Raw genomic sequence first — 26,516 nt, 5'->3', positions numbered from 1 at the left:
CACCGAGACAAAACAAACCGGGCCCGCTGCCCTCGAAAGGGAAGCGGGCCCGGCTGTTTCGGACCACATTGTCCGGCTCGGATCAGCGGCGTGCCGTACCCGGTTCCGGATCCAGGCGCGCCCACTCGGTATCCAGATCCTCCTGGCGGGAATCCCCGCCGTGACCCGGCCACCAGGCCTTACGGCCGATCAAGGCCGTCACCGCCGGCGTGAAGAACATCGCCATGACGAAGGCCGCGATCGCGATACCCACCGAGATGGCGAAGCCCATCTGCGACATCAAGTCGTTGCCGGACAACATCATCGAGGCGAAGGTACCCGCCAGAATGACACCCGCCGCGGCCACCGTCGGACCCGTGTGGCGCACCGCCAGCGCGGCCGCCCGGTGCGGATCATTGCCCTCCCGGGCCTCCTCCCGCAGTCGCGCCACCATGAGGATGTTGTAGTCGGTGCCCAGCGCCACCACGAACAGGTACATGATCAGCGGCAGCATGAAGATCAGGCCCGAATCACCCTTCAGGTGCTGGAAGACCAGCACGGCCGCACCCAGCGTCGCGGCGAAACCGAGGAAGACCGAGGCCATCAGATACCAGGGTGCGACGAAGCTGCGCAGCAGCAGCGCCAGCACGATCATGATCAGCACCGCGGCCACCGGGAACACCACCATGTAGTCACGGTTCATGGCGGCCTGGAAGTCGACGAACACCGAGGTCATACCGCCCACATAGGCCTTGTCCCCGGTCGGGGCCGCCGCATGCGCGGCATCGCGGAGCGGGCCCTTCACCGTCTTCAGCGCGGCATCCGATTCGGGTGAATCCGACAGCGTCACCTGGTATTCGGCGATGGTCTTGTCCTCGGACAGCTTCGCGTCCGAGACCTGACCCACGCCCTTCACCGCCAGCGCGGACTTGAAGTTGTCCGTCTCGGCCGTGGTCAGCGGGCCGTTCGTGCTCTGCAGGTACACCTGCGACGGCTGCGTGGTACCCGCGGGCATGCCCTTCAGCAATTCCTTCTGGTACACAACCGATTCCGACGCGTTCGAGGTCGAACTGGAAGTCATATCGAAGGTCGGGTGGAAGTTCAGCGCGAAGATGCCCAGGATCAGCAGCACACCACCGGCGACCGCCGCGAACACACCCGGCCGCCGGCCCAGCGCCGCACCGGCCGCCGCGAAACGCGCACCCGTGGGTTCCCGCTGCCAGGCCTTCGACGGCCAGAACACCTTGGTGCCCAACAGGGAAACGATGGCCGGGACCAAGGTCAGGCCCGCGAGCAGTGTCACCGCCACCGCGATGGCCAGCGCCGGGCCGAGCGAACGGTACATGCCCAGGGTGGACAGGGTCAGGGCGCCGAAGGCGATGATGACCGCGGCCGCGGCCGAGGTGATGGCCTCGCCGACGCGGGCGACCGAGCTGACCATGGCGGTCTTGGCATCCTCACCGGCGCGCAGACGTTCCCGGTAGCGGAACATCAGGAAGAGGATGTAGTCGGTGCCGACACCGAAAAGCACCACCGACAACAGGGTCTGGACCGAGGAGTCGATCTTCAGGTCGAAGGCGTGCGAGACGTCCGCGACCAATCCGCCGACCAGCGCGAAGACGCCGCCGATCACGATGATCGGGAGGAACGCCAGGATCGGGCTGCGGAAGATGACCAGCAACAGCACCAGGATCAGGCCGATGGTCGCGAACATGATGATGGCCAGCGCCTTGTTACCGGAGTCGGTCTGATCCAGCGCCTGCGCGGCCGAGCCGGTGATGCCGGCCTTCAAGTCGGTGCCGTTCACATCCTGCTTCAACGCGGTGCGCAGGGCTTTCACGGCATCGGACTGCCGGGTGTCGCTGGGGTTGGTCACCTTGGTCATATCGACCGCGGCGATCTGCACCAGCCGGTTCTCCGAAGGGGGCGTCGCCTGGATCGCAGTGACATCCTTGATGTTCTGCCCCGCGAGCTGATCGGCCGCGGCCTGGATGGTCGCGGAATCGGTCTCGGTCAGCGGTGCGCCGTCGGCGCGTTCGAAGACGATGAGCGCGGCCGGCGTGGTGCTGTTGGGAAACGCCTTCTGCTGCAGGTCCATCGCCTGGATGGACTCGTAATGCGAAGGCAGGAAGTCGGATTGGTCGGTCGTGGCGGTGAGCTTGGGCGCTGTCGCGACCACTGCGACTATGGCGATCAACCAGGCGGCGATCACCAGCCACGGGAATCGGACGACGAAGCGCCCCAATCGGGAGAACATGGCGGGAGAAGTCCTTTCAGGGTTTCGGCCGCGCTATTCAGATATCGAGAAACTGCGTGGACGGGTTCTCCACCACATCGGCGACGATGCGGTAGACCTTGGCGGGAATCCGGTCCCGCAACTCCTCCAGGGAGTCGACGATTTCGAGCGTGAAGTCCCCGGCCCCGTCGTCACCGAGACCGAGCAGTTCGCGCCAGTCCTTGAAACCTTTGGCCCAGTCGGTGAGTACGGAGAAGTCCGAGGTGGTCGAGGCGCGGCGGGCGATCAGGAATTCGTCCTTCTTCTCCTGATAGGCCTGCTTGGTGGAGGCGGTGAAGTCCGCCCACTCCACGATGTGGCGGTGCACGACCAGCTTGCCCTTGCGGCTCTGATACACCCGGATCACTTCGGCGCCTTCACCATTGAAGCGCTGCGATTCGCCGAGCTCCTTGCCGATGAACCGCTGGACGCGGTGACCGGCGGGACCGACCCGGACCTGGATTTCCCGCATGCCGTCGGGCAGTGCGTCCTGCACCAGCGCGGTGGTGGGTCGCGCGTCCTCCGCGCCGGGGTTCTGGATGTCGTCCATGACGTGCTCCAATTCATCTTGAAATGCGCATGTGGGCATGCGTGTGTACAACACCGGTATCTCGCGGCCATGATCAGCTGTGCCGCAACGGCTTTCGTGATTCAGGGTGCTCGATGCCACCCCATGAGAAGACTATAAGTAGACGTATACGTATAGCGCAACCCCGAGAACACCCTGAATTCCCCCTGAAACGCGAAAGGCCCGCCTCCACCTGGAGACGGACCCGCGTGACCAGCCCCGATACGCCGGAAGGCGGACCGGCATGCGACTAGCGGCCGCGCCGCTTACCCGGCTTCTTCGCCGCCGCCTTACCACCCTGCTTCGCGGCCGGCTTCCCGGACTGCTTGCGCACCGGCTGCTTCGCACTCCGCTCCGGCGTGCGGACCTGCGGCGCCCGCGAACTGTTCGCCGAACGCCCGCGCACCACCCCGACGAACTCCTCCACCAGATCACCGGTACTCGCCGCGGGCCAGGCCAGCGCGATCTCCGTCTCCGGCACATCGGTCATGGTGCGATAGACCAGATCCTTCCGATGATGCAGGCGCGCAATCGAATGCGGCACGATGGCGGCGCCGCTCACGGCCGCCACCAATTCCATGGTCATGGCCGCCTCATCCAGATCGGCGGCATCCTGCATCCGCTCATCGGCCAGATCGGCGGTGCTCACCTGATCGAACAGGGAGATCGGGTGATCCTTCGGCACCACCACGACCGGCACCTCACGGTAGAGCGGGATCGCGTTCATGCCCTCGCGGTCGATGGGCAGGCGCACGAAGCACATGTCCACGCGCCCCTCACGCAGCGCCGATTCCTGTTCCGCCATGGGCACATTCACCAGGTGCAGGCGGATATCCGGGAAACGATCGGCCCAGATCCGCTCCCACTTGGTCACCGTCACGCCCGGGACGAAACCCACGCGCAGGCGCTCGCCGCCGTCATCGACGGGTTCGGGTTCCGCCGCCTCGGCCGCGGCGATCAGCTCCTTCGCCGCGGCCAGCAGCTCCCGGCCGGACTCCGCCAGCTCCGTCGGCTGCGCACCCGGCACGAACAGCTTCGTGCCGAGCTCCTCCTCCAGCTCGATGACCGTCCGGCTCAGCCGCTGCCGGGCGATCCCGAGGTCACGGGCCGCCCGCGCGAAGTGCAATTCCTCCGCAACCGCGACGAACCAGCGCAACCGCTGCACATCGATCGCCGCGAACCGGCCGGATACCGCCTCACCCGGCGCGGGCACCGCCTCGCCACCGGTACCGCTCGCCGTCTCTTCCGGGCCCTGACCGCTCATGTCCCCAGGTTATTGCACCGCGCAGTCCGTCCCGCCCGCCCCGCCCGATACCCTTGATCGGTGAGCCCGGACAAGAACCCCCAGAACATGAAGCCGCTGACCGCGGCCAACAAGCTCGACATCTATCTCCCGGCAACCCCCGAGGAATTCCGGAACTCACCCATCACCCGTGCCCAGCTCGAAGAGCTGCGCACCAACCCGCCGCAATGGCTGCAGGACCTGCGCCAGAATGGCCCCTTCCCCCGTGATGTGGTGGCCCGCAAACTCGGCATCACCAACACCGGCCTGGCCCGCAACGGCATCGGCGACGCCCTCACCGCCGCCGAAATCGACGGCCTGCTCGCCGACCCGCCCGAATGGCTCCTCCGCGAACGCGAGAACCTGGTCAACGTCCGCAAGGAAGCCGACCGCGTCAAGGAGAAGGAAGCCGCCCGCCGCGCAGCCACCAACCGGCCCGCCAAGAACCGGTTCGGCAAGTAATCCTCCGGCCTCGGAGCCGAGTGGCACACCAGGTCCGCAAAACGCGAGAAGACCCGTCCCTCATGTGCCACTCGACGGAGAACCCGGGGGGTTAGAGGCGGCGGAGGACTCTGTCGACCAGGTCGGGGGCTGCGCCCAGGTAGTTTTCCGGGCGGAGGAGGTCGTTGAGTTCGGGCTTGGTGAGATGGGTTGCTACGTCGGGGGATTCGGCGAGGACGTCGGCCAAGGGGCGGGAGGTCGCGTGGGATTCGAAGGATGCCGCCTGGAGGGTTTTCTTGGCTGTGGGCTTGCCGAGTAGAGGGGCCAGGCGGATCGAGAGGCGTTCGGAGACCAGTTGGCCTTCGGTGAGCGCCAGGTTTTCGCGCATGCGGTCGGCGTCGGCGGTCAGGCCCTCGGCGAGCTCGACCGCGGTGTGAGCCGCGCCGCCTACCAGGAGCAGGCAATCTCGCAGGGGCTGCCATTCGGCGTGCCAGGCGCCGGCCGGGCGTTCGTCCTCCGCCACCAGGGTGCCGAAGAGGGTGCAGGCGAGGGCCGGGACCTGCAGCGATGCCGCGCGAATCATGGTGCTGAGCACCGGGTTCCGCTTCTGGGGCATGGCCGATGATTCGCCGCGACCGGGAGCGGCCGGTTCGGTCAGCTCGGCTATTTCGGTGCGGGACTGGGAGATCACGTCGACCGCCAGCTTGCCGAGCACGCCCGAGGTGAGGGCCAGGGCGGAGGCGAGGTCGGCGATGGGGGTGCGGATCGTGTGCCATGGGGTGGCGCTCACCGACAGGGACAGTTCCGCCGCGAATCCGGCCGTGAGGCGGTCCATGATCTCGCCGGTGGACGCCTCGGACAGGTCCGACTCCGCGCAGCGGGCGCATTCGATGTATGAGGCCAGAGTGCCTGCGGCCCCGCCCAATTGGACCGGGAGACCGGCACGAACCTGCAAGAGGCGGTCCCGGGCGTCGAGCAGGCCCTGCATCCACACCGCGACCTTCGCGCCGAAGGTCGTCGGCACCGCGTGCATGGCGAGGGTCCTGGCCGCGATCGGTGTGGTGCGATGCCGCCGGGCCAGCTCGGCGAGCGAGACGACGACGTGCTCCAGGTCGTCGATGATCACGCCCAGCACGCGGGAGGCGATGAGCATGGTGGCCGTATCCAGGATGTCCTGGCTCGTCGACCCGTAATGGACGTAGTTGGCGCTCACCGGATCGACCTCGGCGACCGCGACGTGCAGTTCCTCCACGAAGCTCACCACCGGATTGGCCGCACCCCGCGAGGCCCGCGCCAGTGCCCGGGCGTCGAAGGCGTGCTCGCGCAGCGCTTCCGCCATGTGCTCGACGACGCCGGCGGGCACCATGCCCAGCCCGGCCTCCGCGCGGGCCAGGGCCAGCTCCACATCGGACATGGCGGCGATCCAGGCGTCATCGCTCAGCAGGGCTTCCACCGGCGCACCGACACTCACCGGAGCGAACAGACCGCTGTCGTGTGTCATATCGTCCTGTCTTTCCGTGGAATTCACCGCCGGCTCGTAGCGGTGGGCGGTGAGGATCTCGCGGGCGATGGCATCACCGTCCGCGAGGGTGACCGAATTGACGCCGGGGCGCGGGCCGGCCGCCGTCACCCAGCGTACGGCCTCCGTCGGCACGCCGAATGCGTAGCGGCGCGGGTGGATTCGGTGATCGGCGTCCACCAGGTGATGGGATTGCGGGGCGATGGTGAGCCCGCCGGTGACGTACGCGGTGCCGTCGGGCGAACGGATCTCGTAGCCGTGCACCTGGCCGCGATCGAACAGATTGCGCAGCAGGCGATCCGAGGTGCGGCGCAGATCCGGCGCCGGGAGGAACGCGTCCACGAGGACACCGCTCATGGCGCGGGAACCGTCCACACGCGGTGACTCCGCGGTGAAACAACCCAGTTCGGCATCCACGCCGACCCGCATGCCCGGACCCACGACGCGCACGATGCCGGCGCGGATCAGGGCCGCCAGTTCGGCGATGCGCTGGGCGGGCGGGCCGATGGACAGGAAGGCGTTCATCGGCGTGTACCAGCGATCCAGGTCATCGCGATACGACGAACCCGCGATACCGCCGTGATCGACCACCAGCCGGACCTCGTTGCGCAGGTCACGCAGGACATCCAGGGCCGCCTTCACCGGGCCGTGCACATTGCCCAGATTCGCCTGGCGCACATCGGCGTCCAGATAGTCGAGCAGCCATTCCTGGAAAGCGGCCGGATCGGGGAAGCGGCGGCCGCGGGCCGGATCGGTGAGCGTCTCCCAATCCCAGCGCTGGCGGATACCGTTGGCGGCGAGGATCTCCTCGGTGACGCGGGCGGTGGGGGCGGCCAGGTACAGCTCGCGGAAGACCTGCAGGGCGCGCGGGCTGGTGCGGTCGGCGATGAGCGCCGAGTAGTACACCGATTCGACCTCGCGGGCGATCAGCGGCCACACATCGTCACGGAAGGACAAGTCACCGTGATCCCTTGCGCGCCGCTGCAATCCGGCGATCCGCGCGGGAGTCAGCAGGAGTGGCGTGTGGCGGCCGTCCACGCCCTTCTCGTTCTCGCCGCGCGCGTGATGCGGGACGCCGCGGCGGCAGCCGGCGATCACCATCGGTTCCCGGCCGGACGCGACATACTCCAGGCCGCAATCGGATTCCTTGAAACGGCCGCCGCGGCCGACCGTCAGCAGGACCAGATAGTCGAAGAAGGTGAGGCCCAGGCCGCGCATCAGGACCGGCAGCCGCTCCGGAATCCGGTCGATGTCGATATCGGCGGCATTGGCGGGCGGGATATGCGCGAGGCTCGCGCGGCGGGCCGCATCCGGCAGGGAGCCGGGCGCTTCGGTCGGGGTCTCCCCCAGGTGCCCTTGGGTCAGGACGACCGCGTGCAGGCCGCGTATCCATTCCCCGGTACTCAACTGCAGGTCCTGCAGGCCGGTCGGGCCGTCGCGCACATCCACTGCCGTAGCCACGATTTCGCGGACGTGCACCCATTCCGCGTATCTGTCCCGGGTTCTTTCGAAAGCCCAGCGCAGATAATGGCCGTAGTAGTAGCGCGGCGGATAGGTGTCCGGCCGGATACCGAGGGCTTCCTGATAGGCCGATCCGGGGAGGCCGGCGAAGTTGCCGATCTTGGCCAGGAAATCCGACCATTCGAATAAGCTGGGCCCGCGGTCCACGGGCCCAGCCATTTCGACCGTATCGTCGGTGAATATGGTGACCTGCTCCGAAACAGTGTTCATCAGCAGGTGGGGCGACTGATCGGTCCGCCAGACCGCCCCGGTGCCGACTCTTTTCGCATCGAGCAGAATCAGCTCCACGCCCGCGGTGAATCCCAGTTGCCGGGCATTGGCGCAAATACGTTCGAAAACATTGAGGCCACGAGGACCCATACCTACGACGGCGACGCGCAACACATTGTCGAGCATTCAATTTCACCGATCGAGCTCGAATCAGTTCGCCCGATTGCGAACGCGATGCCGAGGCTAGCAGCGCCCCGAATTCTCCTCAAGAACGCGTGGTATGGAATGCCTCGTTTACCCGAAAGGTCGGTAACCCCTGGACGATCAGTCCAGTTCGCGGCTCAACGGCAGATTCACGAAACTCGGCTCGTCCGGATCCAGCATCAGATGCTGCGGCGCGAGCCGGCTCTCCACCAGCAGCGGTGGCAGCAGCACGCCGCGCGGGAAGTTGCTGGCGTACACATCGATTCGCACCCGATGACCCGGCTGCAGCACCGCGTCCACCGGGTTCACCGCGATATCCAGCACCGTCGGCTGACCCGGAACCAGGGGCTGCCGGTCCGCCAAGGTCAGCTTGTAGGCCGTCTCCGTGTAGTCGCCGGCGGCGTCCTTCTTGCTCTTCGACTCGTCCACGGCACGCAGGGACGCGGTCAGCTGACCGCTCGCCAGCACCGTCGAACGACCGTCCGGCGCAACATCGTTCAGCGTGACGGACCAGTAGCCCTCCGAGGTGTCGTACATGGTGTTCAGGTGCGCGGTGATCGGGCCGGAGATGGTGGTGGCCTCCGACACCGGGGCGCTCGTGAAGGTCAGGCCGCCCAGTTCGTGAATGCGGTCGTCCTCGGCGCAGAAAGGGAGAATCGACAAGGCACCCGCGGACTCCACCGCGGAATCCCGCGAGCACAAGGCCGTCGCACCCTGCAATGGCGAAACCGTCAGCTGCGCGGGAGCATCCGGGGCCTGCGCGGACAGGGAACCGTCGTAGACGCTGTTCGCCGTGCCACTTCGGGCCGCGGACAGATAGACCCGCCGATAGTCGGCATCCTGCTTCGCGAAGCCCTGCTGGCTGACGAACCAACCGCCCTGCTGCCACAACACCACTGGGCCGTATTTGTCGATGCCGTTGTCGATGCCCTTGAGCCACTTGTCGTACCAGGCCATTTGCAAGACATCCAGGCGCGGCGGACGACCCGGATTACCGAAACCGGAACCCGGATTCGCGTGATACGTATTGCCCATGATCAGCTTCTTCTGCTCCGGCGGCAGCGGAAGCCGGTCATAGACCATCGAACTCGACGGGGCGAAGATGTCCTGCCAGCCGCCGTACGCGAAGGTCGGCACATGAATGCGCTCGGGATGACTGTCGGTGAACGCATTTCGCAGCGGACTGCCCGGTTCCAGCTGTTTACGCAGCGGCTCGGGTAGCTGACTCACGTCCGGGACCAGCGCCATCAGGATGTAGTCGAAGAATTCGAACGGGGTGCTGATGCGGTCCAGCAGCCACTTCGGGTCCAGATGGCCCAGCAGCAGGCCCACCGGGTCCGGGATATTCTTGAGGGCGTCCACGGCGGCGATATACACGGGCGCGAAAAGGCCCAGTCCGCCACCGGGAGCCGCGACATCGCCGACCACATCGGTGCTGCCCTCCACCGGGAAGATCGCCTTCAGATGCGGCGGATTCTGCTCGGCGGCCAGGTATTGATTGATGCCCGAATACGAGATGCCGTTCATGCCGATATTGCCGTCGGACCACGGCTGATTCGCGGCCCAGTCGATCACCTCGGAAGTGTCCTGGGTTTCCCGGGATTGGAAGAACTGCCAGGTGCCCTGCGAATAACCGGTGCCGCGCACATCGACCACGATCTGCGTGTAGCCCTGCTGGATCAGCTTGCGGTCGGCGCCGAAACCTCGTGCGGCGCCGCCACTCAGCGCGCGGGTGAGGTCGGTGAGCGACTGCAGCGGCGTGCCGGTCAGGTCGATCGAATTGACCAGCTGGATCAGCGCGTCCGACAGCACGGGCACCGACAGCGCCACATCGGCCAGCCAGGACGCGAACTTCGTGTACGGGGTGAGGTTGACGATGGTCGGCAGCGGCGCGGTCACCGGTACGCCGTTCGCGTCCACGGGGCGATAGATATTGGCCTTCAGAACCGTACCGTCGCTCATGGTGATCGGGACGTCGAAATCGATGTGCACCTCGCCCGGGTAGCGGCCCGGGTACTTGGCGGGGCCGTCGTGTGCGGCGAGCCAAGAGGCGGCGAGTTCGCCACCATCCGGCGGGGTGTCGGCGTGCGCGGCCGGCGTCACCCAGAGTGCGGTCAGGGCCAAGGCCACCGATAAGACGGCGGACCTGGCCAGAGCTTTACGGAATCTCCCCATCATGCGGACCCCTTCCGGCGACCCTTGCCCAGGACGCACGGCTTGCAAACACTGGCGTACCCATAGTTGGGTGCGTGCACAATCTGTCTCAGACATTTCGGGATTTTGTGCAGTAGATCACATGACGGCGATCACTATGCTCGAAGAATGGGATTGGAAACCGGCATCGACCGCCGCCGACTACCGCGCGGCACACACGGGCTCGACCCCGCGGATGTCGTGCACTCCCAGCGCATGCGCATGTACATGGGCGTCCTCGAGGCCGTCGCCGAACGCGGCTACACCAACACCACCGTCGCCGATATCGTGGCCCGCGCCAACGTCTCCCGGCGCACCTTCTACCAGCAGTTCCGCGGCCGCGACGACTGTTTCTCCGCCGCCTTCGACGCCGCCGTCGACCTGGTCACCGGTTACCTCGACGAGAGCGTCCGCGACGTCCCGCACACCGACTGGCGCACCCTCATCCACACCACCCTGCGCGAATACCTGCGCACCCTCACCGACAACGACTACTGCGCCCGCGCCCTCCACCTCGAATGCCTGGTCGCCGGCCCCACCGTCGCCGAACAACGCCGCCGCATGAAAACCCGCCTGGCCCAACGCATGCAGGCGGCGTTCAACATCGGCCGCACTCAGGGCGACATCCCCGCCGACCTCCCACCCGAAGTCTTCGAATCCCTCATCGGCGCCATCGACGACCGCATCCGCGACTGCCTCCAACTCACCGGCCCCCACGCCCTCCCCACCCTCCTCCCCCACCTCCACGCCTTCACCCTCGCCCTCTTCGGCACCCCCAACTGGCCCACGACTGCGAACTGACGCAACCCAATACCCCCACTGATCAGCGGTGATAGCATCCCGCTCCATGACCGAAGGCGAGGCCGGCCCCACCCTCTCCGTCGTCCCCGACGACGTCCGAGCCATAGGCGCCTACGCCTACGACCTGGCCGGCACCCTCCGCCAGGCCCTCACCTCCGCAGCCCGCGAAGTCGACGCCCTGACCGGCAAATCCTGGACCGGCACCGCAGCCGACAGCTTCGCCGACGGCTGGTCCGAAGTCCACACCAGCGGCACCGAAATCCTGAACACCCTCACCACCCTCGCCCGAGCCCTGGGCGTCACCGCCGACACCTACACCACCCAAGACACCCGATTCGCCACCGAATTCACCACCCTGGACCTCCCATGACCGGCGAATTCGAAGTAGACCTCCCCCACCTCGACGAGGTAATAACCAAACTCGCCAACCTCACCACCTACCTCACCGACCACCTCGCCACCCTCGACCAAAAAATCACCACCCTCCACACCGGCCCCTGGACCGGCACCGCCGCCGAAGCCCACCGCCAAGCCCACGCCGAATGGTCCAAAGCCGCACAACTTTTCACCACCGGCGTCTCAGACATGACCACCGCCGCCCGCAACGCCCACACCCAGTACACCAACGCAATAACCGCCAACACCAAGATGTTCGGCGGGCAGTGACATGGTTGCGGTCAACCCGCAGGCGTATGCCGATACCGCCGAGCGACTGTCCAAGCTCGGCGACGATATCGACACCGCGGCAACCACACTCACCCAGAGCCTGGCCGGTACCGGGTCCATGGCGGGCACCACCGATCACGCCAAACAGTGGGCCGCCGCCTACGACTCCAAGTCCGCCAACGCCACCGACAACACACGCAAACTGGCCCAAACCCTCCGCTACTATGCGGGTTTGGTCGCGCTCGCGGGCTACAACCACGCCCTGGCCGACTACCAAGCCGATACGAACACCGCCAAGGGCGCTGCCCCGGTGAAGCCGCCGACCCCGGAATCCCCCGTTCCCCTCTGCTGGGTGGGCGCGCCAGCCGCTGGCGGACCCGGCCGCGGCCTCGAAACCGATATCCCCAATCTGCTCGAAAAGATCGGCATTCCGGTCCCGGACGGCGACACCGACAAACTCGACAAGGCCGCCCAGGCCTGGCACGCCTTCGCCCAATCCCCGGCCATAGCCGAATCCCAGCTCACCATCGGCGCGGCCGCCTCCCTCATCAACGGCATGGACTCTCCCGAGGTCCCCGATATCCTCGGCCACCTCACCACCCTCAGTTCCGCGGCCCGCAGCATCGAATTGGCCGCCACCACCCTCGAAGCCGACTGCCACAACCACCGCAGCCGCCTCACCGACCTCCGCAACCAGATCAAGCACTTCATCGACGAACTGGCCGAAATGATCGCGGCCAGCATCGCCGTCTCCATAGTCGCCACCTTCATCACCGCCGGCATAGGCCTGATAGTCGACGCCGCAGCCGCCGCCAAAGCCGCCGAGAACATCACCGACACCGCAGCCCTCATCAAGAACGCCATCGAATCCAGCAAACTCTACGAAACCCTCACCGCCGCAGCCGAAGAAACCGACGCCCTCGCCACCACCAGCACCGACCTCGACAAACTCGCCCAACTCCCCGCCAAGGTCATAGACGTGGAGTCCGGTGCCGACGCAGCCGTCGTGGAGAGCCGGACGACCAGTGAACTCGGCAGTCTCTTCAAGGACGACCATGTCCCGAAGGCCAGCGAGCTGGAACAATTCGCGCGGGATCAGGGCTGGGTGAGGTCGCAATCCGAGAACGGCCCGGTCAAGTACTCTGACGAAAACGGTGTTGTCCGAATGACGATCAAGCAGGGCAGCTCGCGCGCACCAGGTAGCGAGAAACCGCATGTGGAGATCCGCGACGCCGACGGACAGCGGACGGATCCGTTCGGGAATGCCGTCACCCGCAAGAGCCCAGCCAACCACACACCGATCGATTGGGATCTCCAGTGACGCGCGATTACACCGATTATCCCGCACTGAGCGGCGTCTATCTCGAGGACAGCTATGTTCTCGGAATCTCCGAGCTGCCCAACGAGTTCAGGTTCTCGCTCGAAGCCGTGCTCACACCGGAGAGCCCGGGCTACCACGATCCGCTACCGGGCGAACAGTATTGCTACGTGCGGGGACAGCTGATCTTCCCCGATGTCTCTCGCACCGAGTGGATCTCGAAATCGCTTCGCGAATACACCGATGCCGCCGGCGAGGAGGACCTCGGCAATATCGATGCGCTCACGAACGACGCGGGCGCCTATACCGCCGAAGGCGACTGGGGCAAGGTGCGGATCTGGACCGACAAGGATCCCGAGTTCCAGCTCACCGACTGAGGTTCCCGTGACGGCAAAATGCCCACCGCCGAATTCGGGAGTGGGCATTGGGGTTTCGAATCAGCAGTAGTAGCAGACGCCGTTGGCGGGGAGTTCGGTGAAGCAGTTGGTGCAGACTGCTTTGCGGGCTTCGGGGTCTGGTTTGGGGGTGGAGGCGGGGGTGGTGGAGGTGACGCGGAGGGGGGCGCCGCCGTTGCGGGGGATGAGTGGGGGGATGCCGCCGTCGGCGGGGATGTCGGCGCCGTAGGCGGCGTAACACTGCCAGCGGGCGTAGGCGGCGTGGACCTCGAGGTCGGCGGGGATGGGGAGGTGGGCCAGTTCGAGGACGTATTTGTAGCTGTCGCTCACCTTGTGGTTCTGCTTGACGCACAGGGCCGTCAGGGGCGGCTCGCCGGCGTTGTGGCAGCGGCGGGCCACCTTGCGGAGGATGGCGTCCATCCAGGTGCGGGTGGGGGCGTCGGTGCGGATGCCGGACATCTCTTGGATGCGCTCGGCGAGTTCATTGATGGTGACGAAATGACCGTAGCCGGAAGCGGATTCGACCAGGACTTCGTGGGCGGCCAGTGCCCATGCCACTGCGGCATCGCGGAAAGTCACCGCTTCGCCGTCGTCCGTCCGCCAGGCTCCCGAAGTTGTTGCAGCATCCCTCATAGCCCGTTCAGGCTAATGCGTCGCGCGGGCGACACGCCAATCCTGTTTGGACATATAGAGTTTCAGTTTCATCACACTTGGACGAGTGCCCGCATGCGAGTGACGAACCCGCAAGAAATATGCGAAGGACCCGCCCCCGGAAAGGAGGGCGGGTCCACCACGAAACACACTGGCCCGCTTCCGGAAAGGAAGCGGGCCAGTGTCATGACTCGATCAAGTCGTGGAGCAGGCTTACTTGGCCTTCTCCAGGACCTCGACCAGACGCCACCGCTTGGTGGCGGACAGCGGACGGGTCTCCATCAGCTGCACGCGGTCGCCGACACCGGCAACCTCGTTCTCGTCGTGGGCCTTGACCTTCGAGGTGGTGCGGATGATCTTGCCGTAAAGCTTGTGCTTCACACGATCTTCCAGCTCGACCACGATGGTCTTGGTCATCTTGTCGGAGACGACGTAGCCGATGCGCACCTTGCGCTGACCGCGTTCCTCCTGCTTGGCCGGCGTCTTGGCCGGGCCCTTTACGTCGCTCATGCGGCGTCTCCCTTGCCTTCAGGACCGGAGGCCAGGCCGAGCTCGCGCTCACGCATGACCGTGTAAATACGGGCGATCTCGTGACGGACCACACGCAGGCGCCGGTTGTTCTGCAACTGGCCGGTCGCCATCTGGAAGCGCAGGTTGAACAGCTCTTCCTTGCCTTCACGCAGTTTCGCGACGAGCTCCTCAGCGGTCAGCTCGCGCAGCTCTGCAGCCGGAGTTCCGGTAGCCATCAGAACTGCTCCTCTCGCGTCACGATCCTGCACTTCATCGGGAGCTTGTGCATCGCGCGGCGCAGGGCCTCACGAGCGGTCTCCTCGTTCGGGTAGGACAACTCGAACATGACCCGACCGGGCTTCACGTTCGCGATCCACCACTCCGGCGAACCCTTACCGGAACCCATGCGGGTTTCGGCCGGCTTCTTGGTGATAGGACGGTCCGGGTAGATGTTGATCCAGACCTTGCCGCCACGCTTGATGTGGCGGGTCATCGCAATACGCGCCGACTCGATCTGACGGTTCGTCACGTAGGCCGGCTCCAGGGCCTGAATGCCGAACTCGCCGAACGAAACCGCGGTGCCGCCCTTGGACATGCCAGAGCGCTTCGGGTGATGCTGCTTACGGTGCTTGACCTTGCGGGGCATCAACATTGGTCAGCCCTCCTGATTTTCTGCCGGAGCCGGCGCCTCCGCAACGGCGGTAGCGGCCCGGCCGGCCTCGGTGCTGGTCGCAGTGGTGCCCTGGGCACCCGAGCGACGCGGACGGCTCGGACGCTCACGACGCTCGCGACGATCACGATCACCGGACGGCGCGGCGGCGGCAGTGACCTCACGCTTGCCACCGACGATGTCGCCCTTGTAGATCCAGACCTTCACGCCGATACGGCCGAAGGTGGTCTTGGCCTCGTACAGGCCGTAGTCGATGTCCGCACGCAGGGTGTGCAGCGGCACGCGACCCTCACGGTAGAACTCCGAGCGCGACATTTCGGCGCCACCGAGGCGGCCCGAGCACTGCACACGGATGCCCTTGACGTTCGGCGAACGCATGGCCGACTGGATGGCCTTACGCATCGCGCGACGGAACGCCACACGGTTCGACAGCTGCTCGGCAACACCCTGAGCAACGAGCTGCGCATCCGACTCGGGGTTCTTGACCTCGAGGATGTTCAGCTGCACCTGCTTCTTGGTGAGCTTCTCCAGCTCGGCACGAATACGGTCGGCCTCGGCGCCACGGCGACCGATCACGATGCCCGGACGCGCGGTGTGGATATCCACACGCACACGGTCACGGGTGCGCTCGATCTCGACCTTCGAGATGCCGGCCCGCTCCATGCCGGTGGCGAGGAGCTTGCGGATCTGGACGTCTTCGCCGACGTATTCCTTGTACTGCTTGTCGGCGTACCAACGCGACTTCCAGTCGGTGGTGATACCGAGGCGGAAGCCATGGGGATTGATCTTCTGTCCCATTTACTTTGCCCCTCCCTTCCGGCGGCTACGAGTGGCAGCGCCGGCGGTGGGCACGCTCTCGACCTCGATGGTGATGTGGCTGGTGCGCTTGCGGATCCGGAACGCGCGGCCCTGGGCCCGCGGCTGGAAACGCTTCATGGTCGCGCCCTCGTCGACATACGCCGTCGAGATGACCAGGGTGGCCGGGTTCAGGCCGAGGTTGTTCTCGGCGTTGGCGGCCGCCGAGGCGACAACCTTCGCGACCGGTTCGCTCGCGGCCTGCGGCGCGAACTTCAGGATGTTCAGCGCATCCTCGACACGACGGCCACGGACCATGTCCACGACACGACGCGCCTTCATCGGCGTCACGCGAACGTGCTTGGCGGTCGCGCGCGCGGTCGGGTTCTGAGTTTCAGTGCTCATCGCCGCTTGCTCTTCCGATCTTCCTTGACGTGGCTCTTGAACGTGCGAGTCGGCGCGAATTCACCGAGCTTGTGTCCAACCATGTTCTCCGACACGAACACCGGCACGTGCTTGCGGCCGTCGTGGACCGAGAACGTGTGACCGATGAAGTCGGGAATGATGGTGGAACGACGCGACCAGGTCTTGATGACCTGCTTCGTGCCCTTCTCGTTCTGGACGTCCACCTTCTTGAGGAGGTGTCCGTCGACGAACGGGCCCTTCTTCAGGCTACGTGGCATCTTTAACCTCCTCCTTAACGCTTCTTGCCGCGGCGGCGGACGATGAGCTTGTCGCTGGGACGGTTGGGCTTACGGGTACGGCCCTCGGGCTTGCCCCACGGGGAGACCGGGTGGCGACCACCGGAGGTCTTACCCTCACCACCACCGTGCGGGTGATCGACCGGGTTCATGACCACACCACGGACGGTCGGGCGAACGCCCTTCCACCGCATACGGCCGGCCTTGCCCCAGTTGATGTTCGACTGCTCGGCGTTGCCGACCTCGCCGACGGTGGCGCGGCAGCGCACGTCGACACGACGGATCTCACCGGAAGGCATACGCAGCACGGCGTACTGGCCTTCCTTACCCAGCAGCTGGATGCTCATGCCGGCCGCACGGGCCAGCTTGGCGCCGCCACCGGGACGCAGCTCCACCGCGTGGATGGTGGTACCGGTCGGGATCGAGCGCAGCGGCAGGTTGTTGCCGGGCTTGATGTCCGCGCCGGTGCCCGACTCGATCTTCGTGCCCTGGGCAATGCCCTTCGGCGCGATGATGTAGCGCTTCTCGCCGTCCGCGAAGTGCAGCAGAGCGATATTGGCGGTGCGGTTCGGGTCGTACTCGATGTGCGCGACCTTGGCCGGGATGCCGTCCTTGTCCAGCCGACGGAAGTCGATCAGACGGTAGGCGCGCTTGTGGCCGCCACCCTTGTGACGAGTGGTGATGCGGCCCTGCGCGTTACGGCCACCGGTCTTGGTGAGCGGACGCAGCAGCGACTTCTCGGGGGTCGAGCGGGTGATCTCGGCGAAGTCCGAGACCGATGCGCCGCGGCGACCCGGGGTCGTGGGCTTGTACTTACGGATTGCCATGAGTTCTTCTCTACTTTCTGGATGTCCGCCCGCTTACGCGACCGGGCCTCCGAAGATCTCGATGGGCTTGCTGTCGGCCGAGATGGTCACGAGCGCGCGCTTGGTGCTCTTACGCGTGCCATAACCGAAGCGGGTCCGCTTGCGCTTGCCCTGACGATTGGCGGTGTTGACGCTGGTCACCTTGACGCCGAAAACCTTCTCGACGGCAATCTTGATCTGCGTCTTGTTCGAGTCCGGGTGCACGATGAAGGTGTAGGTGCCCTCCTCGATCAGTCCGTAGGACTTCTCGGAGATCACCGGCGCCAGCAGAATGTCGCGCGGGTCGGCGATGGTGGTCACTTGCTCTCCTCCTGTGCAGCTTCGGCAGGGCCGTGCACGAAGGCGTTGAGCGCCTCGACGCTGAAGATGACCTCGTCGCTCTTGAGAACGTCGTAGGTGTTCAGCTGATCAGGGGCGATCGGGTGCACGTTCTGCAGGTTCGCCACGCTCTTCCACGCGGTGACATCTTCACGACCGACGACGACCAGGATGTTCTTCCGGTCCGAGATCTCGGCCAGGAAGGACTTGGCCACCTTGGTCGACGGGGTCTGTCCCGCAACCAGTTCGGTGATCACGTGGATGCGCTCGTTGCGCGCCCGGTCCGACAGGGCGCCACGCAGGGCGGCAACCTTCATCTTCTTGGGCAGGCGCTGGGTGTAGTCGCGCGGCTGCGGGCCGTGGACGGTGCCACCGCCGGCGAACTGCGGCGCACGGGTCGAACCCTGACGCGCACGGCCGGTGCCCTTCTGGCGGTACGGCTTCTTGCCACCACCGCGGACTTCACCGCGGGTCTTGGTGGCGTGCGTGCCCTGGCGAGCCGCGGCCTGCTGGGCCACGACGACCTGGTGCATCAACGCGATGTTCGCGGTCACGTCGAAGATCTCCGCGGGGAGCTCGACGGTGCCCTCGGTCTTGCCGCCAGCGGCCTTGACCGTGAGCGTCAGGTTGGTCTTGGTCTCGGTGCTCATGCCCGGGCACCACCCTTCACTGCACTCTTGACGACCACGATGCCGCCGGTGCGGCCCGGGATCGCGCCCTTGATCAGCAGCAGGCCGTTCTCGGCATCCACCTTGTGGACCGAGAGGTTCTGCGTGGTCACACGGTCGTTACCCATGCGGCCCGACATGCGCATGCCCTTGAACACGCGACCCGGGGTGGAGCAACCACCGATGGAGCCCGGACGACGGTGCACGGCCTGCGCACCGTGCGAAGCACCCTGGCCCTTGAAGCCGTGACGCTTCATGGTGCCCGCGAAGCCCTTGCCCTTGGAGGTGCCGGTCACGTCGACGTAGCCGCCGGCCTCGAAAGCATCGGCGTTGATCTCCTGGCCGACCTCGATGCCGGCGACATCGGCGAGACGGATCTCGGCGATGTGGCGGCGCGGGGTGACACCGGCCTTGGTGAACTGGCCGGAGACCGGCTTGTTCACCTTGCGCGGGTCGATGGCGCCATAGGCGACCTGGACGGCGGAATAGCCGTCGCGCTCGACCGTGCGGATCTGGGTAACGACGTTCGGGCCCGCCTTGATGACGGTCACGGGAACGACGCGGTTCTTTTCGTCGAAGACCTGGGTCATGCCGAGCTTGGTGCCCAGGATGCCCGCGGCCGGACGAGTCTTGTTGTCAGTCATATTCGAAGTCCCCGTCACTGAATGTTGACGTCGACACTGGCCGGCAGGTCGATGCGCATCAGGGCGTCAACCGTCTTCGGCGTCGGGTCGAGGATGTCGATAAGCCGCTTGTGGGTGCGCATCTCGAAGTGTTCGCGCGAATCCTTGTACTTATGCGGCGAACGGATGACGCAGTACACGTTCTTTTCGGTCGGCAACGGCACCGGTCCGACGACACGGGCGCCGGTACGGGTCACCGTCTCGACGATCTTGCGCGCAGACGCGTCGATCGCCTCATGGTCGTAGGCCTTGAGCCTGATGCGGATCTTCTGTCCCGCCACGCTGAGTGTCCTTTTCTCCGCTTGCGTTGTGGGCCAAAAAGGCTATTGCCCTCTCAGACCACCCTCATTTGCACAGCCCGAACACACGAAGACGCATCAGCCACCACACGACCGGCCACCTGGGCCCGATCCATCGCCGCTGTTCATCTGTCATGGTTCATCCGGTCCACGCGGTCGGGCGTGTCGCTCCGCCGCTCATTCCTCGGCCCCGGAGTAAATCCGCTATGGCCTCGGAACATTGTCCCGGACGCACCCACGCCGCTATCAGCGGGGTGCAAAATTGGGTCATACTCACCCACGACCTGCATCTTTCCAATGGAATAGACACAACTCGGTGTGGGCAACCCGAACAGTATGCCTCGAGCGCAGGGCCGACTTCAAATCGGACCCCCTCCCCCGCCCACGGCCGATGGCCCTGGTCACAACCACCGCGCGGGGTGATCCGCTCGCCCAGCCCATCCGGCACCACCGCCGCAGCCCAGCGAGGTGATTGCAAGGCCGGCAAACACCGGCGCATCTGTCGGACGCTGGGTAGGCTCAGAAGTATGGCGAAGATGACCGTCCGGCTGCCGGACGACCTAACCGACGCAATCAAAGCCGAAGCGAACGGCAACGTGTCCGCATGGGTGGCGAAGGTGTGCGAAGAGGCCCTGCTGCGCGCGGCCGTCCGCATGGAACTGGCCGCCGAGCGAAAGGTGCCCGGCGCGTTCATTTCCCACGAAGACCGCGAAGCGGAGATGGAGGAGTTTCGATCTTGAGCCATGCTCGCGGTGAAGTTCGCGCCTACCAGGCGATCGGCCGGATACGGAACGTGCTTGTGGTCAGCGCCGACCCGGTCAACGCCGAAGGTGCGTGCGTATGCATCGACATAACCGATGTGATGCCGATCAGCGAAAACGTCGCCCTGTCCCTGAGCGTTGCGGTCGGAGACGGCCTGTACGCGAAGTGCTTGAACGTTTCTCGCGTCAACCCCGAGAATCTACGAGATTTGCTGTTCACGGTGAGCGAGGACGTCATGGACAGCGTCGACAGGGCGCTACGCCGTTTGCTGAATCTCCCCTGAGGCGGACATCGTGTCGAGCAGCTCCTTCCGCTGAACTTACTTCTGAGTAAGATCGGCGGCATGACCAAAGAGACCGCCACCTACCGCGGCTGGAAGAAGCTTCCCGACAACCGCATCGGCCACACCTTGTTCTCCCTCGGCATGGTCGCGCGGGTCCCCTACTTCGGCACCGTGCTGCCCAGCGTGGTGCGCCTCGAACCCGGCCTGTGCGAGGTCACGGCCCCCAAGTGGTTCGGCATCCACAACCACCTGGGCACCTTCCACGCCATCGCGGCCTGCAACCTCGCCGAGGTCGCCATGGGCATGCTCTCCGAGGCCACCGTCCCCGGCACCCACCGCTGGATCCCCAAATCCATGAATGTCCAATACCTCGCCAAGGCCAACTCCAGCCTCCGCGCCGTAGCCAAACTCCCCGAACTCCCCGACTTCGACAAGATCACCGAAGGCCAGGACCTGATCGTCCCCGTCTCCATCTACGACAAGTCCGGCCTCGAGGTAGTCCACGCCGACATCACCACCTGGGTCACCCCGAAGTAGCCGCGGACGGGCCCGGAATGCCGGGCCCTTTTGCCGTCCGCGCGGGGCCGGGGCGGTGCTGGCGGACGTAGGGGCCGGGCTGGTTGGATGCGGGTATGAGTGGCCGGGAGGTCGGCGGGGCGGCCGACGTGTGTGTGGTGGGGCTCGGGCCTACGGGGCGGGCGTTGGCGCATCGGGCGATGGTGGCGGGGATGCGGGTTGTCGCGGTGGATCCGCGGCCCGAGCGGCTTTGGGGGCCCACTTACTCGTGCTGGATCGATGAATTGCCGGAGTGGTTGCCGCGCACGGCGATTGCGAGCCGGATCGAGGCGCCGGTGGTGTGGACCACGAGTGAGCATCGGATTCCTCGGCCTTATTGCGTGCTGTCGAAGCAAGGGCTGTTCGATTCGGTGCCGCTGGATGATGCGACCGTTATTGCTGGGCGAGCCCGGACTGTCGAGGCGCATCGGGTGGAGTTGGGCGATGGGACCGAGGTTCGGGCTGCGACCGTCATCGATACGCGAGGGCAGGGCGCGCCAGGGGCGCGGCGGACTGCCAGTGCGCATGGGATTTTCGTGGATGAAGACATTGCGGCGCCGATGGTGAGCGAGGGGCAGGGGCTGCTTTTGGATTGGCGGGCGGAGAATGGGGCAGGGCCCGATGAGCCGCCGTCGTTCCTTTATTCCGTGCCGCTCGGGGATGGGACGGTCATTTTCGAGGAGACCAGTCTCGGGTTGCGGGGTGGGATGCCGCAGCATGAATTGCGGCGGCGGACGTTGAATCGGCTTGCCGCGCATGGGATTACATTACGGGGGGATGAACCTACCGAGGCGGCGCATTATCCGCTGGATCAGATGCCGCCGAAAGCCGGGCGGGGGCAGGTGATTCCGTTCGGGTCGCGGGGCGGGATGATGCATCCGATCACGGGATACTGTGTGGCGGATTCGCTTTCGCTGGTGGATACGGCGGTGGAGGCCATTCGGCAGGGGAAGGATCCGATCGAGGCGATGTGGCCGTGGGAGGCGCGACTCGTCTATTGGATGCGGATGCGGGGCGTGTACGGGCTGGGGCGGCTCACCACCGCACAGTCGATCGCCATGTTCGAGGCGTTCTTCACGCGGCCGCCGCGGCAGCAGCGGGCACTGTTGTCGGCGCACGACGATTACACCGCGCTGGGGTCGGCGCTGTTCATGACGGTGGCGCGGACGTGGCCGTTCCGGTGGCGGTTCGATCTGGTCGGGTGGACCAACCGGAATCGGTGGGTGGGGTGGGAGTATCCGCGGCCGACGCCCGCGGGCGGGACTTCGCTTTCCCGGCACGAGGATTCCCGTCACGAGGACTCGGCCACGCCCTAGCGGTCACACCCAGTTTTCGATCCAGTACTTCCAGATGATGGGCGCGTAGGCCTCCAGCGGCGGGACCCGGATATCGGTGCCGGCCAAGGCGGCGGCGGTGTGGCGCGCGTCGAGATGGCAGCTGAGCTGGGTGTGCTCGATGAGGTCGGTGGGGACGCCGACCTGGCGCAGCGCCCAGCCCATGCCGGGGACGCGGAGGGTGAGGTCGAGGGTCTGCTTGGGCATGACCTCGACCAGATGCGGTGCGCCCGCTTCGTCGGCGAAGAGGTTGAAGACCTCGGCGACGGTTTGCCGGCGCGGGTCGACCAGGTGGTAGGTGGTGTTGTCGCCGCCGGCGCGGTGCGCGATGTGGTCGAGGGCGCGGGTCACGAAATCGACCGGGACCAGGTTGGTTTCGCCGAGCTTGGGTGCGACGACGGGCAGGATGCGCGGCAGTTGCGCGGCCATGCGCAGCAGCCGGAAGAAGTAGTAGGGCCCGTCGATGCGGTCGATCTCGCCGGTGCGGGAGTGGCCGATGATGATGGACGGCCGGTAGATGCGCCACGGCACGGCGGCCTGTTCGCGCACGGCGTGTTCGGCCTGCAGCATGGCGCGCTGGTACGGGGTGGCGAGGACCTGGCCGACCTCGGTGGTGTCCTCGGTGAACATGCCGTCCCAGGAGCCGGCGACCTGCACGGTCGAAACATGGTGCAGGCGGCCCGCTTCCACGGCGGCGGCGAGTTCGGTGACGCGGCGGGTGCCGCCGGCGGGGCCGGCGGTGTCGTAGCCGCCGGCGAGGTGGAAGACGTGGTCGATCGAACCGCGCTGTGCGGCAATCCAGCCCGGGTCGATGCCGAGTCCGGGTGCGCCGAGGTCGCCGCGGACCGGTCGGACGCGACCGGTCGGTCCCCAGGTGCGGAGGCACCGGTTGAAGCGGAGCACGGAGTCTTCGCCGGGGCGCACGAGTACATGGACGTCTTCGCCTCGACGCAGAAGTTCGGGGACGAGAAACCGACCGATGAACCCAGTTGCCCCGGTAACCAGGTAAGCCATGCGGCCACCTTAACGTGACACAACACGCATTCCGCCCGTACCACGGTCGGGGCGCGCGTATTTCGGCGATCCGCACAGTAGGTGCGGATCGCCGAGGCAATCGGAGTGAGCTACGCGCCCGTCTCGGCGGCGCGGCGGTAACCGCGGATCGCGGGGTAGGCGAATATGACGATGGTGCCGAGCACCCAGGCGAGCGTCTTCCACAGCGGCGTGAAGATCGGCCCGTCGTAGGCGAGCCCGCGCATGGCGTCGATGGTGGTGCTCATCGGCTGGTTCTCGACGACCTTCTGCAGCCACCGCGGATACGCGTACACGGGCACGAAGCCGGAGTTGAAGAACATCAGCAGATTGCTGATGATGCCGACCACCGATACCAGCACGACACCGTCGGAGAGGGTGGCGAGCGCCGTGACCAGCACCGCGAATCCGATGCCGAAGAAGACCGGCATCAATATCATGCCGATGGCGCCGCCCGGCCCGTACCAGAATCGGAAGCCGAGGCAGATCCCCACGATGAGCACGAACAGCGTGGTGACGAGTACGCGGATGGCCTCGGCCAGCAGGCGTCCGGTGAAGCCGGCGGCCCGGTGGGTGGGCATGGTGTAGAAGCGGCCGAGCAGTCCGGTCGCCTTCTCCGCCTTGAATCCGAGCGCGCTGATCACGGATCCGGACATGGCCGCGACCAGCATGACCATCGGCACCTGCCCGTAGACGGCGGGGATTCCGGTGACGGAGCTGATCGTATCGCCCAGCACCACATGGAACATGAGCAATGTGAGGGCCGGGTAGATGAGGGCCTGGACCGCGGTAGCGGGGTCCCTGGACCACCCGATCAGCAACCGCTTGGTCTGGATGAGGGTCTGCTCCGCCCAGATCCCGATCGTCCGCTCGGAGCGCGGCTTCACCTCGGGCAGCGGCTGGTATCCGGCCCAATCCTTTTCGGCCACACCGGCCTCGACTGTGGTCATGATCGCCTCACACTCGCCCAGACCGCCATCGGCAGGAATACGACCGCGAGGCCGATCAGCCAGACGAGCGGCACCCAGAACACATGCCATGTCACGCCGCCCTGGGCCATGTCACGCAGCGCGTAGGAGAACTGCGAGATGGGCTGATTACGGGCGAACGGCCGAATCCACTCCGGGAAACCGGCTTCCGGAACGAATCCGCAGGACAGCATGCCGAAGATGAGCGTGGGCAGGGTCAGCGCCTGACTGAGGGATTCGGGACTCTTCGTGAGCGATCCGAGTCCGTCCGCCCCGATCGCCAGCACGGTGCCGACCAGCAGCGAGAACGCACAGAACAGCACGGCCTGTCCCGGACCGGCGATGAATCGGAAGCCGATCATGTAGCCCCAGCCGATGGCGGCGGCCAGCGAGGTCACCGACCGCACCAGGCCCGCGGACAAGCGGGACAGCAGTGGCACCAGTTTGCCGATCGGCATGGTCTGCATGCGCATATTGAGTCCGGTCAAGGTCTCGAATGCGGCAAGCTGCGCGTTCGACATCATGGTGAAGGACATGGTCTGCAGCACGATGATCGGCATGACGTACTGCGCGTAGTGAATGCCCTTGACCTGCATGACGAATTTGAGCGGCAGGTAGAAGCCGACGGCGAACACCAGCGGTGTGATGGCCGCGACGACGAGTTCGCCCTTGGTGGCCATGACCCAGACGATGCGCCCGGTGAGCGCCCGCCACTGCGCGAAGCTGTTGGGCCGGGTGGGGGGGACGTCGGTGAAGAGGTCGGCGGCGGTGGTCGCGGGGGCGCTCATTGCGACTCTCCCGCTTCGATTTCCGGAGTGCCGGAATGCCCTGTGAGGGAAAGGAATACGTCGTCCAAAGAGGGCCGCCGCAGCCCGATGTCGGCGAGTTCGATGCCGACGCCGTCGAGCCGGCGTAGCGCGTCGGACAGGGTGGCGGCCCCGTCCGGCGCGGGGATCGAAAGCCGGTCGTGGCCACCGATATCCGCGAGGACCGCGGCCGGCACCAGATCGCCGAGCGCCTCGGCGACACGGCTCAGCTGGGTCGGGTCGAGCGGCACGATCTCGCAGTAGCTGCCGCCGGTCTTCTGCTTGAGGGCGTCGGCGGTGCCTTCGGCGATGACGGTGCCCTTGTCGATGACGATGATGTTGTCGCTGAGCACGTCGGCCTCTTCGAGGTACTGCGTGGTCAGCAGGACGGTGATGCCCTGGTTCTTGAGGGCGGTGACGAGGTCCCACACGCCTTGGCGGCTGCGGGGATCCAGGCCGGTGGTGGGTTCGTCGAGGAAGACGACCTCGGGCCGGACGACGAGCCCGCAGGCGATGTCGACGCGGCGGCGCATGCCGCCGGAGTAGTGGCGGACGGCGCGGCGGCCGGCGCCGGTGAGATCGAATTCCTCGAGCAGGGTGTCGGCGCGGCGACGGGCGTCCTTGCGGCCGAGGCCCATGAGGCGGCCGAAGAGTTCGAGGTTCTCGCGGCCGGAGAGATTTTCGTCAAGGGCGGCGAACTGTCCGGTCATCATGATGGATCGCCGGACCGCCGCGGGGTCCTTGCGGACGTCGTGCCCGGCGACGCGGGCGATGCCGGAGTCGGGGCGCAGCAGGGTGGAGAGGATCTTGACCGTGGTGGTCTTGCCGGCGCCGTTGGGCCCGAGGATGCCGAGTACGCGGCCGCGGTCGGCGGTGAAGGAGATGCCGCGCAAGGCGTGCACCTCGCCGAATGACTTGCGGACGTCTTCGACATATACGGCCGGGTCTCCGACGCCGGTTTCCGGGTGCGGCGTTTTCGAATCCGGTCTGTCCAAGCTCGGCATCAACTCTCCACTATTGCTGGGCGGGCACGATTTTCTGACGCCCCGTCGGACGGGTCCCCACATCCCTCCCGGGATGATCCACACCGTCGGCCGTGATGTTACAGGCGAGTCTGGAACGGGACCTTTCCTTCGCCAAAGCAGTTATTGGGCAAACGTGTCCTTGGTCACAAACCGATCGGTCACCGCATAGCCGCTGATCCAGGCGCGGACCGGGCGGTATGCAGTGATTTCGCTACCTT

The 26,516-nt window shown here is 66.1% G+C and carries 31 protein-coding genes; 10 read left to right on the top strand and 21 right to left on the bottom strand.

All coding sequences use genetic code 11. From position 1 onward, the window contains the following. Positions 1-82: 82 nt before the first annotated feature. The 3 genes from ACH438_RS17610 to ACH438_RS17600 form a co-directional block, all read right to left on the bottom strand. Positions 83-2,236 (bottom strand): MMPL family transporter, encoded by a 2,154-nt coding sequence (locus ACH438_RS17610; RefSeq protein ID WP_397006325.1) that lies wholly within the window; start codon positions 2,234-2,236, stop codon positions 83-85. Between the two features lie 37 nt (positions 2,237-2,273). Next, complete coding sequence (locus ACH438_RS17605) at positions 2,274-2,804, bottom strand: EXLDI protein (RefSeq protein WP_397006323.1); 531 nt, start codon at positions 2,802-2,804, stop codon at positions 2,274-2,276. Between the two features lie 268 nt (positions 2,805-3,072). Beyond that, a complete protein-coding gene (locus ACH438_RS17600; RefSeq protein ID WP_397006321.1) occupies positions 3,073-4,086 on the bottom strand; it encodes a LysR family transcriptional regulator in 1,014 nt (337 codons plus the stop codon). 60 nt (positions 4,087-4,146) lie between these two features. On the opposite strand from ACH438_RS17600, the gene ACH438_RS17595 reads away from it, so the two are divergent. Continuing rightward, positions 4,147-4,566: a DUF5997 family protein gene (locus tag ACH438_RS17595; RefSeq protein ID WP_397006319.1), complete on the top strand. Its 420-nt coding sequence runs from the start codon at positions 4,147-4,149 to the stop codon at positions 4,564-4,566. A gap of 91 nt (positions 4,567-4,657) precedes the next feature. Here ACH438_RS17595 and ACH438_RS17590 read toward each other — a convergent pair whose 3' ends face one another. Both ACH438_RS17590 and ACH438_RS17585 read right to left on the bottom strand, forming a co-directional pair. Further along, positions 4,658-7,981: an FAD/NAD(P)-binding protein gene (locus ACH438_RS17590; RefSeq protein WP_397006317.1), complete on the bottom strand. Its 3,324-nt coding sequence runs from the start codon at positions 7,979-7,981 to the stop codon at positions 4,658-4,660. 138 nt (positions 7,982-8,119) lie between these two features. Continuing rightward, positions 8,120-10,177, bottom strand: a complete 2,058-nt coding sequence (locus tag ACH438_RS17585) for a CocE/NonD family hydrolase (RefSeq protein ID WP_397006315.1) — start codon at positions 10,175-10,177, stop codon at positions 8,120-8,122. Between the two features lie 144 nt (positions 10,178-10,321). On the opposite strand from ACH438_RS17585, the gene ACH438_RS17580 reads away from it, so the two are divergent. From ACH438_RS17580 to ACH438_RS17560, 5 genes are read left to right on the top strand one after another with little or no spacing between them, the layout of a single operon-like run. Further along, positions 10,322-10,993, top strand: coding sequence for a TetR/AcrR family transcriptional regulator (locus ACH438_RS17580; RefSeq protein ID WP_397006313.1), 672 nt, complete (start codon positions 10,322-10,324; stop codon positions 10,991-10,993). A 46-nt stretch (positions 10,994-11,039) separates the two neighbouring features. Next, positions 11,040-11,363, top strand: a complete 324-nt coding sequence (locus ACH438_RS17575) for a WXG100 family type VII secretion target (RefSeq protein WP_397006311.1) — start codon at positions 11,040-11,042, stop codon at positions 11,361-11,363. Further along, positions 11,360-11,659: a WXG100 family type VII secretion target gene (locus ACH438_RS17570; protein WP_397006309.1), complete on the top strand. Its 300-nt coding sequence runs from the start codon at positions 11,360-11,362 to the stop codon at positions 11,657-11,659. The genes ACH438_RS17575 and ACH438_RS17570 overlap by 4 nt, the downstream gene beginning before the upstream one ends. Position 11,660: 1 nt before the next feature. After that, positions 11,661-12,980: a hypothetical protein gene (locus ACH438_RS17565; RefSeq protein WP_397006307.1), complete on the top strand. Its 1,320-nt coding sequence runs from the start codon at positions 11,661-11,663 to the stop codon at positions 12,978-12,980. Then, entirely contained in the window at positions 12,977-13,354 is a 378-nt protein-coding gene (locus tag ACH438_RS17560; protein ID WP_397006305.1) for a hypothetical protein, read from the top strand. The genes ACH438_RS17565 and ACH438_RS17560 overlap by 4 nt, the downstream gene beginning before the upstream one ends. Positions 13,355-13,414: 60 nt before the next feature. Here the strand turns inward: ACH438_RS17560 and ACH438_RS17555 are convergent, their stop codons facing one another. The 12 genes from ACH438_RS17555 to rpsJ all read right to left on the bottom strand — a co-directional run bounded on the left by ACH438_RS17555 (position 13,415) and on the right by rpsJ (position 19,515). Next, positions 13,415-13,951, bottom strand: coding sequence for a hypothetical protein (locus ACH438_RS17555; RefSeq protein ID WP_397006303.1), 537 nt, complete (start codon positions 13,949-13,951; stop codon positions 13,415-13,417). 285 nt (positions 13,952-14,236) lie between these two features. Continuing rightward, complete coding sequence (gene rpsQ / locus ACH438_RS17550) at positions 14,237-14,533, bottom strand: 30S ribosomal protein S17 (protein ID WP_397006301.1); 297 nt, start codon at positions 14,531-14,533, stop codon at positions 14,237-14,239. Next, positions 14,530-14,769 (bottom strand): 50S ribosomal protein L29, encoded by a 240-nt coding sequence (rpmC, locus tag ACH438_RS17545; protein ID WP_397006300.1) that lies wholly within the window; start codon positions 14,767-14,769, stop codon positions 14,530-14,532. Before rpmC ends, rpsQ begins: the two co-directional genes overlap by 4 nt. Continuing rightward, positions 14,769-15,185, bottom strand: coding sequence for a 50S ribosomal protein L16 (rplP, locus tag ACH438_RS17540; protein ID WP_397006298.1), 417 nt, complete (start codon positions 15,183-15,185; stop codon positions 14,769-14,771). The genes rpmC and rplP overlap by 1 nt, the downstream gene beginning before the upstream one ends. A 3-nt stretch (positions 15,186-15,188) precedes the next feature. Beyond that, on the bottom strand, positions 15,189-16,001 hold the full coding sequence (rpsC, locus tag ACH438_RS17535) for a 30S ribosomal protein S3 (RefSeq protein ID WP_397006296.1): 813 nt from the start codon (positions 15,999-16,001) through the stop codon (positions 15,189-15,191). Next, positions 16,002-16,403 (bottom strand): 50S ribosomal protein L22, encoded by a 402-nt coding sequence (gene rplV / locus ACH438_RS17530; protein ID WP_397006294.1) that lies wholly within the window; start codon positions 16,401-16,403, stop codon positions 16,002-16,004. Further along, positions 16,400-16,681: a 30S ribosomal protein S19 gene (gene rpsS, locus ACH438_RS17525; protein WP_040804204.1), complete on the bottom strand. Its 282-nt coding sequence runs from the start codon at positions 16,679-16,681 to the stop codon at positions 16,400-16,402. The genes rplV and rpsS overlap by 4 nt, the downstream gene beginning before the upstream one ends. A 14-nt stretch (positions 16,682-16,695) precedes the next feature. Beyond that, the gene (rplB, locus tag ACH438_RS17520; RefSeq protein WP_397006291.1) at positions 16,696-17,526 is read right to left on the bottom strand and encodes a 50S ribosomal protein L2; all 831 of its coding nucleotides are present in this window, start codon (positions 17,524-17,526) and stop codon (positions 16,696-16,698) included. 33 nt (positions 17,527-17,559) lie between these two features. Then, positions 17,560-17,865: a 50S ribosomal protein L23 gene (rplW, locus tag ACH438_RS17515; RefSeq protein ID WP_067712168.1), complete on the bottom strand. Its 306-nt coding sequence runs from the start codon at positions 17,863-17,865 to the stop codon at positions 17,560-17,562. Continuing rightward, positions 17,862-18,533, bottom strand: a complete 672-nt coding sequence (gene rplD / locus ACH438_RS17510; protein ID WP_397006289.1) for a 50S ribosomal protein L4 — start codon at positions 18,531-18,533, stop codon at positions 17,862-17,864. The genes rplW and rplD overlap by 4 nt, the downstream gene beginning before the upstream one ends. Continuing rightward, positions 18,530-19,195, bottom strand: a complete 666-nt coding sequence (gene rplC, locus ACH438_RS17505) for a 50S ribosomal protein L3 (RefSeq protein ID WP_397006287.1) — start codon at positions 19,193-19,195, stop codon at positions 18,530-18,532. Before rplC ends, rplD begins: the two co-directional genes overlap by 4 nt. 14 nt (positions 19,196-19,209) lie before the next feature. Then, positions 19,210-19,515: a 30S ribosomal protein S10 gene (gene rpsJ / locus ACH438_RS17500; RefSeq protein WP_003938093.1), complete on the bottom strand. Its 306-nt coding sequence runs from the start codon at positions 19,513-19,515 to the stop codon at positions 19,210-19,212. A 545-nt stretch (positions 19,516-20,060) separates the two neighbouring features. Between rpsJ and ACH438_RS17495 the strand changes: the two genes are divergently transcribed. From ACH438_RS17495 to ACH438_RS17480, 4 genes are all read left to right on the top strand, one after another. Beyond that, positions 20,061-20,273: a hypothetical protein gene (locus ACH438_RS17495; RefSeq protein ID WP_397006285.1), complete on the top strand. Its 213-nt coding sequence runs from the start codon at positions 20,061-20,063 to the stop codon at positions 20,271-20,273. Continuing rightward, positions 20,270-20,578 (top strand): type II toxin-antitoxin system PemK/MazF family toxin, encoded by a 309-nt coding sequence (locus tag ACH438_RS17490; RefSeq protein ID WP_397006283.1) that lies wholly within the window; start codon positions 20,270-20,272, stop codon positions 20,576-20,578. Before ACH438_RS17495 ends, ACH438_RS17490 begins: the two co-directional genes overlap by 4 nt. Positions 20,579-20,638: 60 nt before the next feature. After that, positions 20,639-21,115, top strand: a complete 477-nt coding sequence (locus ACH438_RS17485; protein WP_397006281.1) for a hotdog fold domain-containing protein — start codon at positions 20,639-20,641, stop codon at positions 21,113-21,115. Between the two features lie 95 nt (positions 21,116-21,210). Further along, positions 21,211-22,449 carry a lycopene cyclase family protein gene (locus ACH438_RS17480; RefSeq protein WP_397006279.1) on the top strand — a complete coding sequence of 413 codons (1,239 nt, stop codon included), beginning with the start codon at positions 21,211-21,213 and terminating at the stop codon, positions 22,447-22,449. Between the two features lie 3 nt (positions 22,450-22,452). Here ACH438_RS17480 and ACH438_RS17475 read toward each other — a convergent pair whose 3' ends face one another. The 4 genes from ACH438_RS17475 to ACH438_RS17460 form a co-directional block, all read right to left on the bottom strand. Continuing rightward, on the bottom strand, positions 22,453-23,481 hold the full coding sequence (locus tag ACH438_RS17475) for an SDR family oxidoreductase (RefSeq protein ID WP_397006277.1): 1,029 nt from the start codon (positions 23,479-23,481) through the stop codon (positions 22,453-22,455). 110 nt (positions 23,482-23,591) lie between these two features. Next, complete coding sequence (locus tag ACH438_RS17470; RefSeq protein ID WP_397006274.1) at positions 23,592-24,449, bottom strand: ABC transporter permease; 858 nt, start codon at positions 24,447-24,449, stop codon at positions 23,592-23,594. After that, positions 24,446-25,255: an ABC transporter permease gene (locus tag ACH438_RS17465; RefSeq protein WP_397006272.1), complete on the bottom strand. Its 810-nt coding sequence runs from the start codon at positions 25,253-25,255 to the stop codon at positions 24,446-24,448. Before ACH438_RS17465 ends, ACH438_RS17470 begins: the two co-directional genes overlap by 4 nt. Next, complete coding sequence (locus ACH438_RS17460; RefSeq protein WP_397006270.1) at positions 25,252-26,277, bottom strand: ATP-binding cassette domain-containing protein; 1,026 nt, start codon at positions 26,275-26,277, stop codon at positions 25,252-25,254. The genes ACH438_RS17465 and ACH438_RS17460 overlap by 4 nt, the downstream gene beginning before the upstream one ends. Between the last annotated feature and the right edge of the window lie 239 nt (positions 26,278-26,516).

This window comes from Nocardia sp. NPDC020380 (assembly GCF_044386975.1).
In the GTDB taxonomy this organism is placed as follows: domain Bacteria; phylum Actinomycetota; class Actinomycetes; order Mycobacteriales; family Mycobacteriaceae; genus Nocardia.
This window is presented reverse-complemented; position numbering and strand designations above follow the sequence as displayed.

Excerpts from the sequence above, each read along its gene's own strand:
- ACH438_RS17610 (WP_397006325.1), bottom strand. The coding sequence starts at position 2,236 with ATGTTCTCCCGATTGGGGCGCTTCGTCGTCCGATTCCCGTGGCTGGTG.
- ACH438_RS17605 (WP_397006323.1), bottom strand. The coding sequence starts at position 2,804 with ATGGACGACATCCAGAACCCCGGCGCGGAGGACGCGCGACCCACCACC.
- ACH438_RS17600 (WP_397006321.1), bottom strand. The coding sequence starts at position 4,086 with ATGAGCGGTCAGGGCCCGGAAGAGACGGCGAGCGGTACCGGTGGCGAG.
- ACH438_RS17590 (WP_397006317.1), bottom strand. The coding sequence starts at position 7,981 with ATGCTCGACAATGTGTTGCGCGTCGCCGTCGTAGGTATGGGTCCTCGT.
- ACH438_RS17585 (WP_397006315.1), bottom strand. The coding sequence starts at position 10,177 with ATGATGGGGAGATTCCGTAAAGCTCTGGCCAGGTCCGCCGTCTTATCG.
- ACH438_RS17580 (WP_397006313.1), top strand. The coding sequence starts at position 10,322 with ATGGGATTGGAAACCGGCATCGACCGCCGCCGACTACCGCGCGGCACA.
- ACH438_RS17575 (WP_397006311.1), top strand. The coding sequence starts at position 11,040 with ATGACCGAAGGCGAGGCCGGCCCCACCCTCTCCGTCGTCCCCGACGAC.
- ACH438_RS17570 (WP_397006309.1), top strand. The coding sequence starts at position 11,360 with ATGACCGGCGAATTCGAAGTAGACCTCCCCCACCTCGACGAGGTAATA.
- ACH438_RS17565 (WP_397006307.1), top strand. The coding sequence starts at position 11,661 with ATGGTTGCGGTCAACCCGCAGGCGTATGCCGATACCGCCGAGCGACTG.
- rpsQ (WP_397006301.1), bottom strand. The coding sequence starts at position 14,533 with ATGAGCGACGTAAAGGGCCCGGCCAAGACGCCGGCCAAGCAGGAGGAA.
- rpmC (WP_397006300.1), bottom strand. The coding sequence starts at position 14,769 with ATGGCTACCGGAACTCCGGCTGCAGAGCTGCGCGAGCTGACCGCTGAG.
- rplP (WP_397006298.1), bottom strand. The coding sequence starts at position 15,185 with ATGTTGATGCCCCGCAAGGTCAAGCACCGTAAGCAGCATCACCCGAAG.
- rpsC (WP_397006296.1), bottom strand. The coding sequence starts at position 16,001 with ATGGGACAGAAGATCAATCCCCATGGCTTCCGCCTCGGTATCACCACC.
- rplV (WP_397006294.1), bottom strand. The coding sequence starts at position 16,403 with ATGAGCACTGAAACTCAGAACCCGACCGCGCGCGCGACCGCCAAGCAC.
- rpsS (WP_040804204.1), bottom strand. The coding sequence starts at position 16,681 with ATGCCACGTAGCCTGAAGAAGGGCCCGTTCGTCGACGGACACCTCCTC.
- rplB (WP_397006291.1), bottom strand. The coding sequence starts at position 17,526 with ATGGCAATCCGTAAGTACAAGCCCACGACCCCGGGTCGCCGCGGCGCA.
- rplD (WP_397006289.1), bottom strand. The coding sequence starts at position 18,533 with ATGAGCACCGAGACCAAGACCAACCTGACGCTCACGGTCAAGGCCGCT.
- rplC (WP_397006287.1), bottom strand. The coding sequence starts at position 19,195 with ATGACTGACAACAAGACTCGTCCGGCCGCGGGCATCCTGGGCACCAAG.
- ACH438_RS17495 (WP_397006285.1), top strand. The coding sequence starts at position 20,061 with ATGGCGAAGATGACCGTCCGGCTGCCGGACGACCTAACCGACGCAATC.
- ACH438_RS17485 (WP_397006281.1), top strand. The coding sequence starts at position 20,639 with ATGACCAAAGAGACCGCCACCTACCGCGGCTGGAAGAAGCTTCCCGAC.
- ACH438_RS17480 (WP_397006279.1), top strand. The coding sequence starts at position 21,211 with ATGAGTGGCCGGGAGGTCGGCGGGGCGGCCGACGTGTGTGTGGTGGGG.
- ACH438_RS17475 (WP_397006277.1), bottom strand. The coding sequence starts at position 23,481 with ATGGCTTACCTGGTTACCGGGGCAACTGGGTTCATCGGTCGGTTTCTC.
- ACH438_RS17470 (WP_397006274.1), bottom strand. The coding sequence starts at position 24,449 with ATGACCACAGTCGAGGCCGGTGTGGCCGAAAAGGATTGGGCCGGATAC.
- ACH438_RS17465 (WP_397006272.1), bottom strand. The coding sequence starts at position 25,255 with ATGAGCGCCCCCGCGACCACCGCCGCCGACCTCTTCACCGACGTCCCC.
- ACH438_RS17460 (WP_397006270.1), bottom strand. The coding sequence starts at position 26,277 with ATGCCGAGCTTGGACAGACCGGATTCGAAAACGCCGCACCCGGAAACC.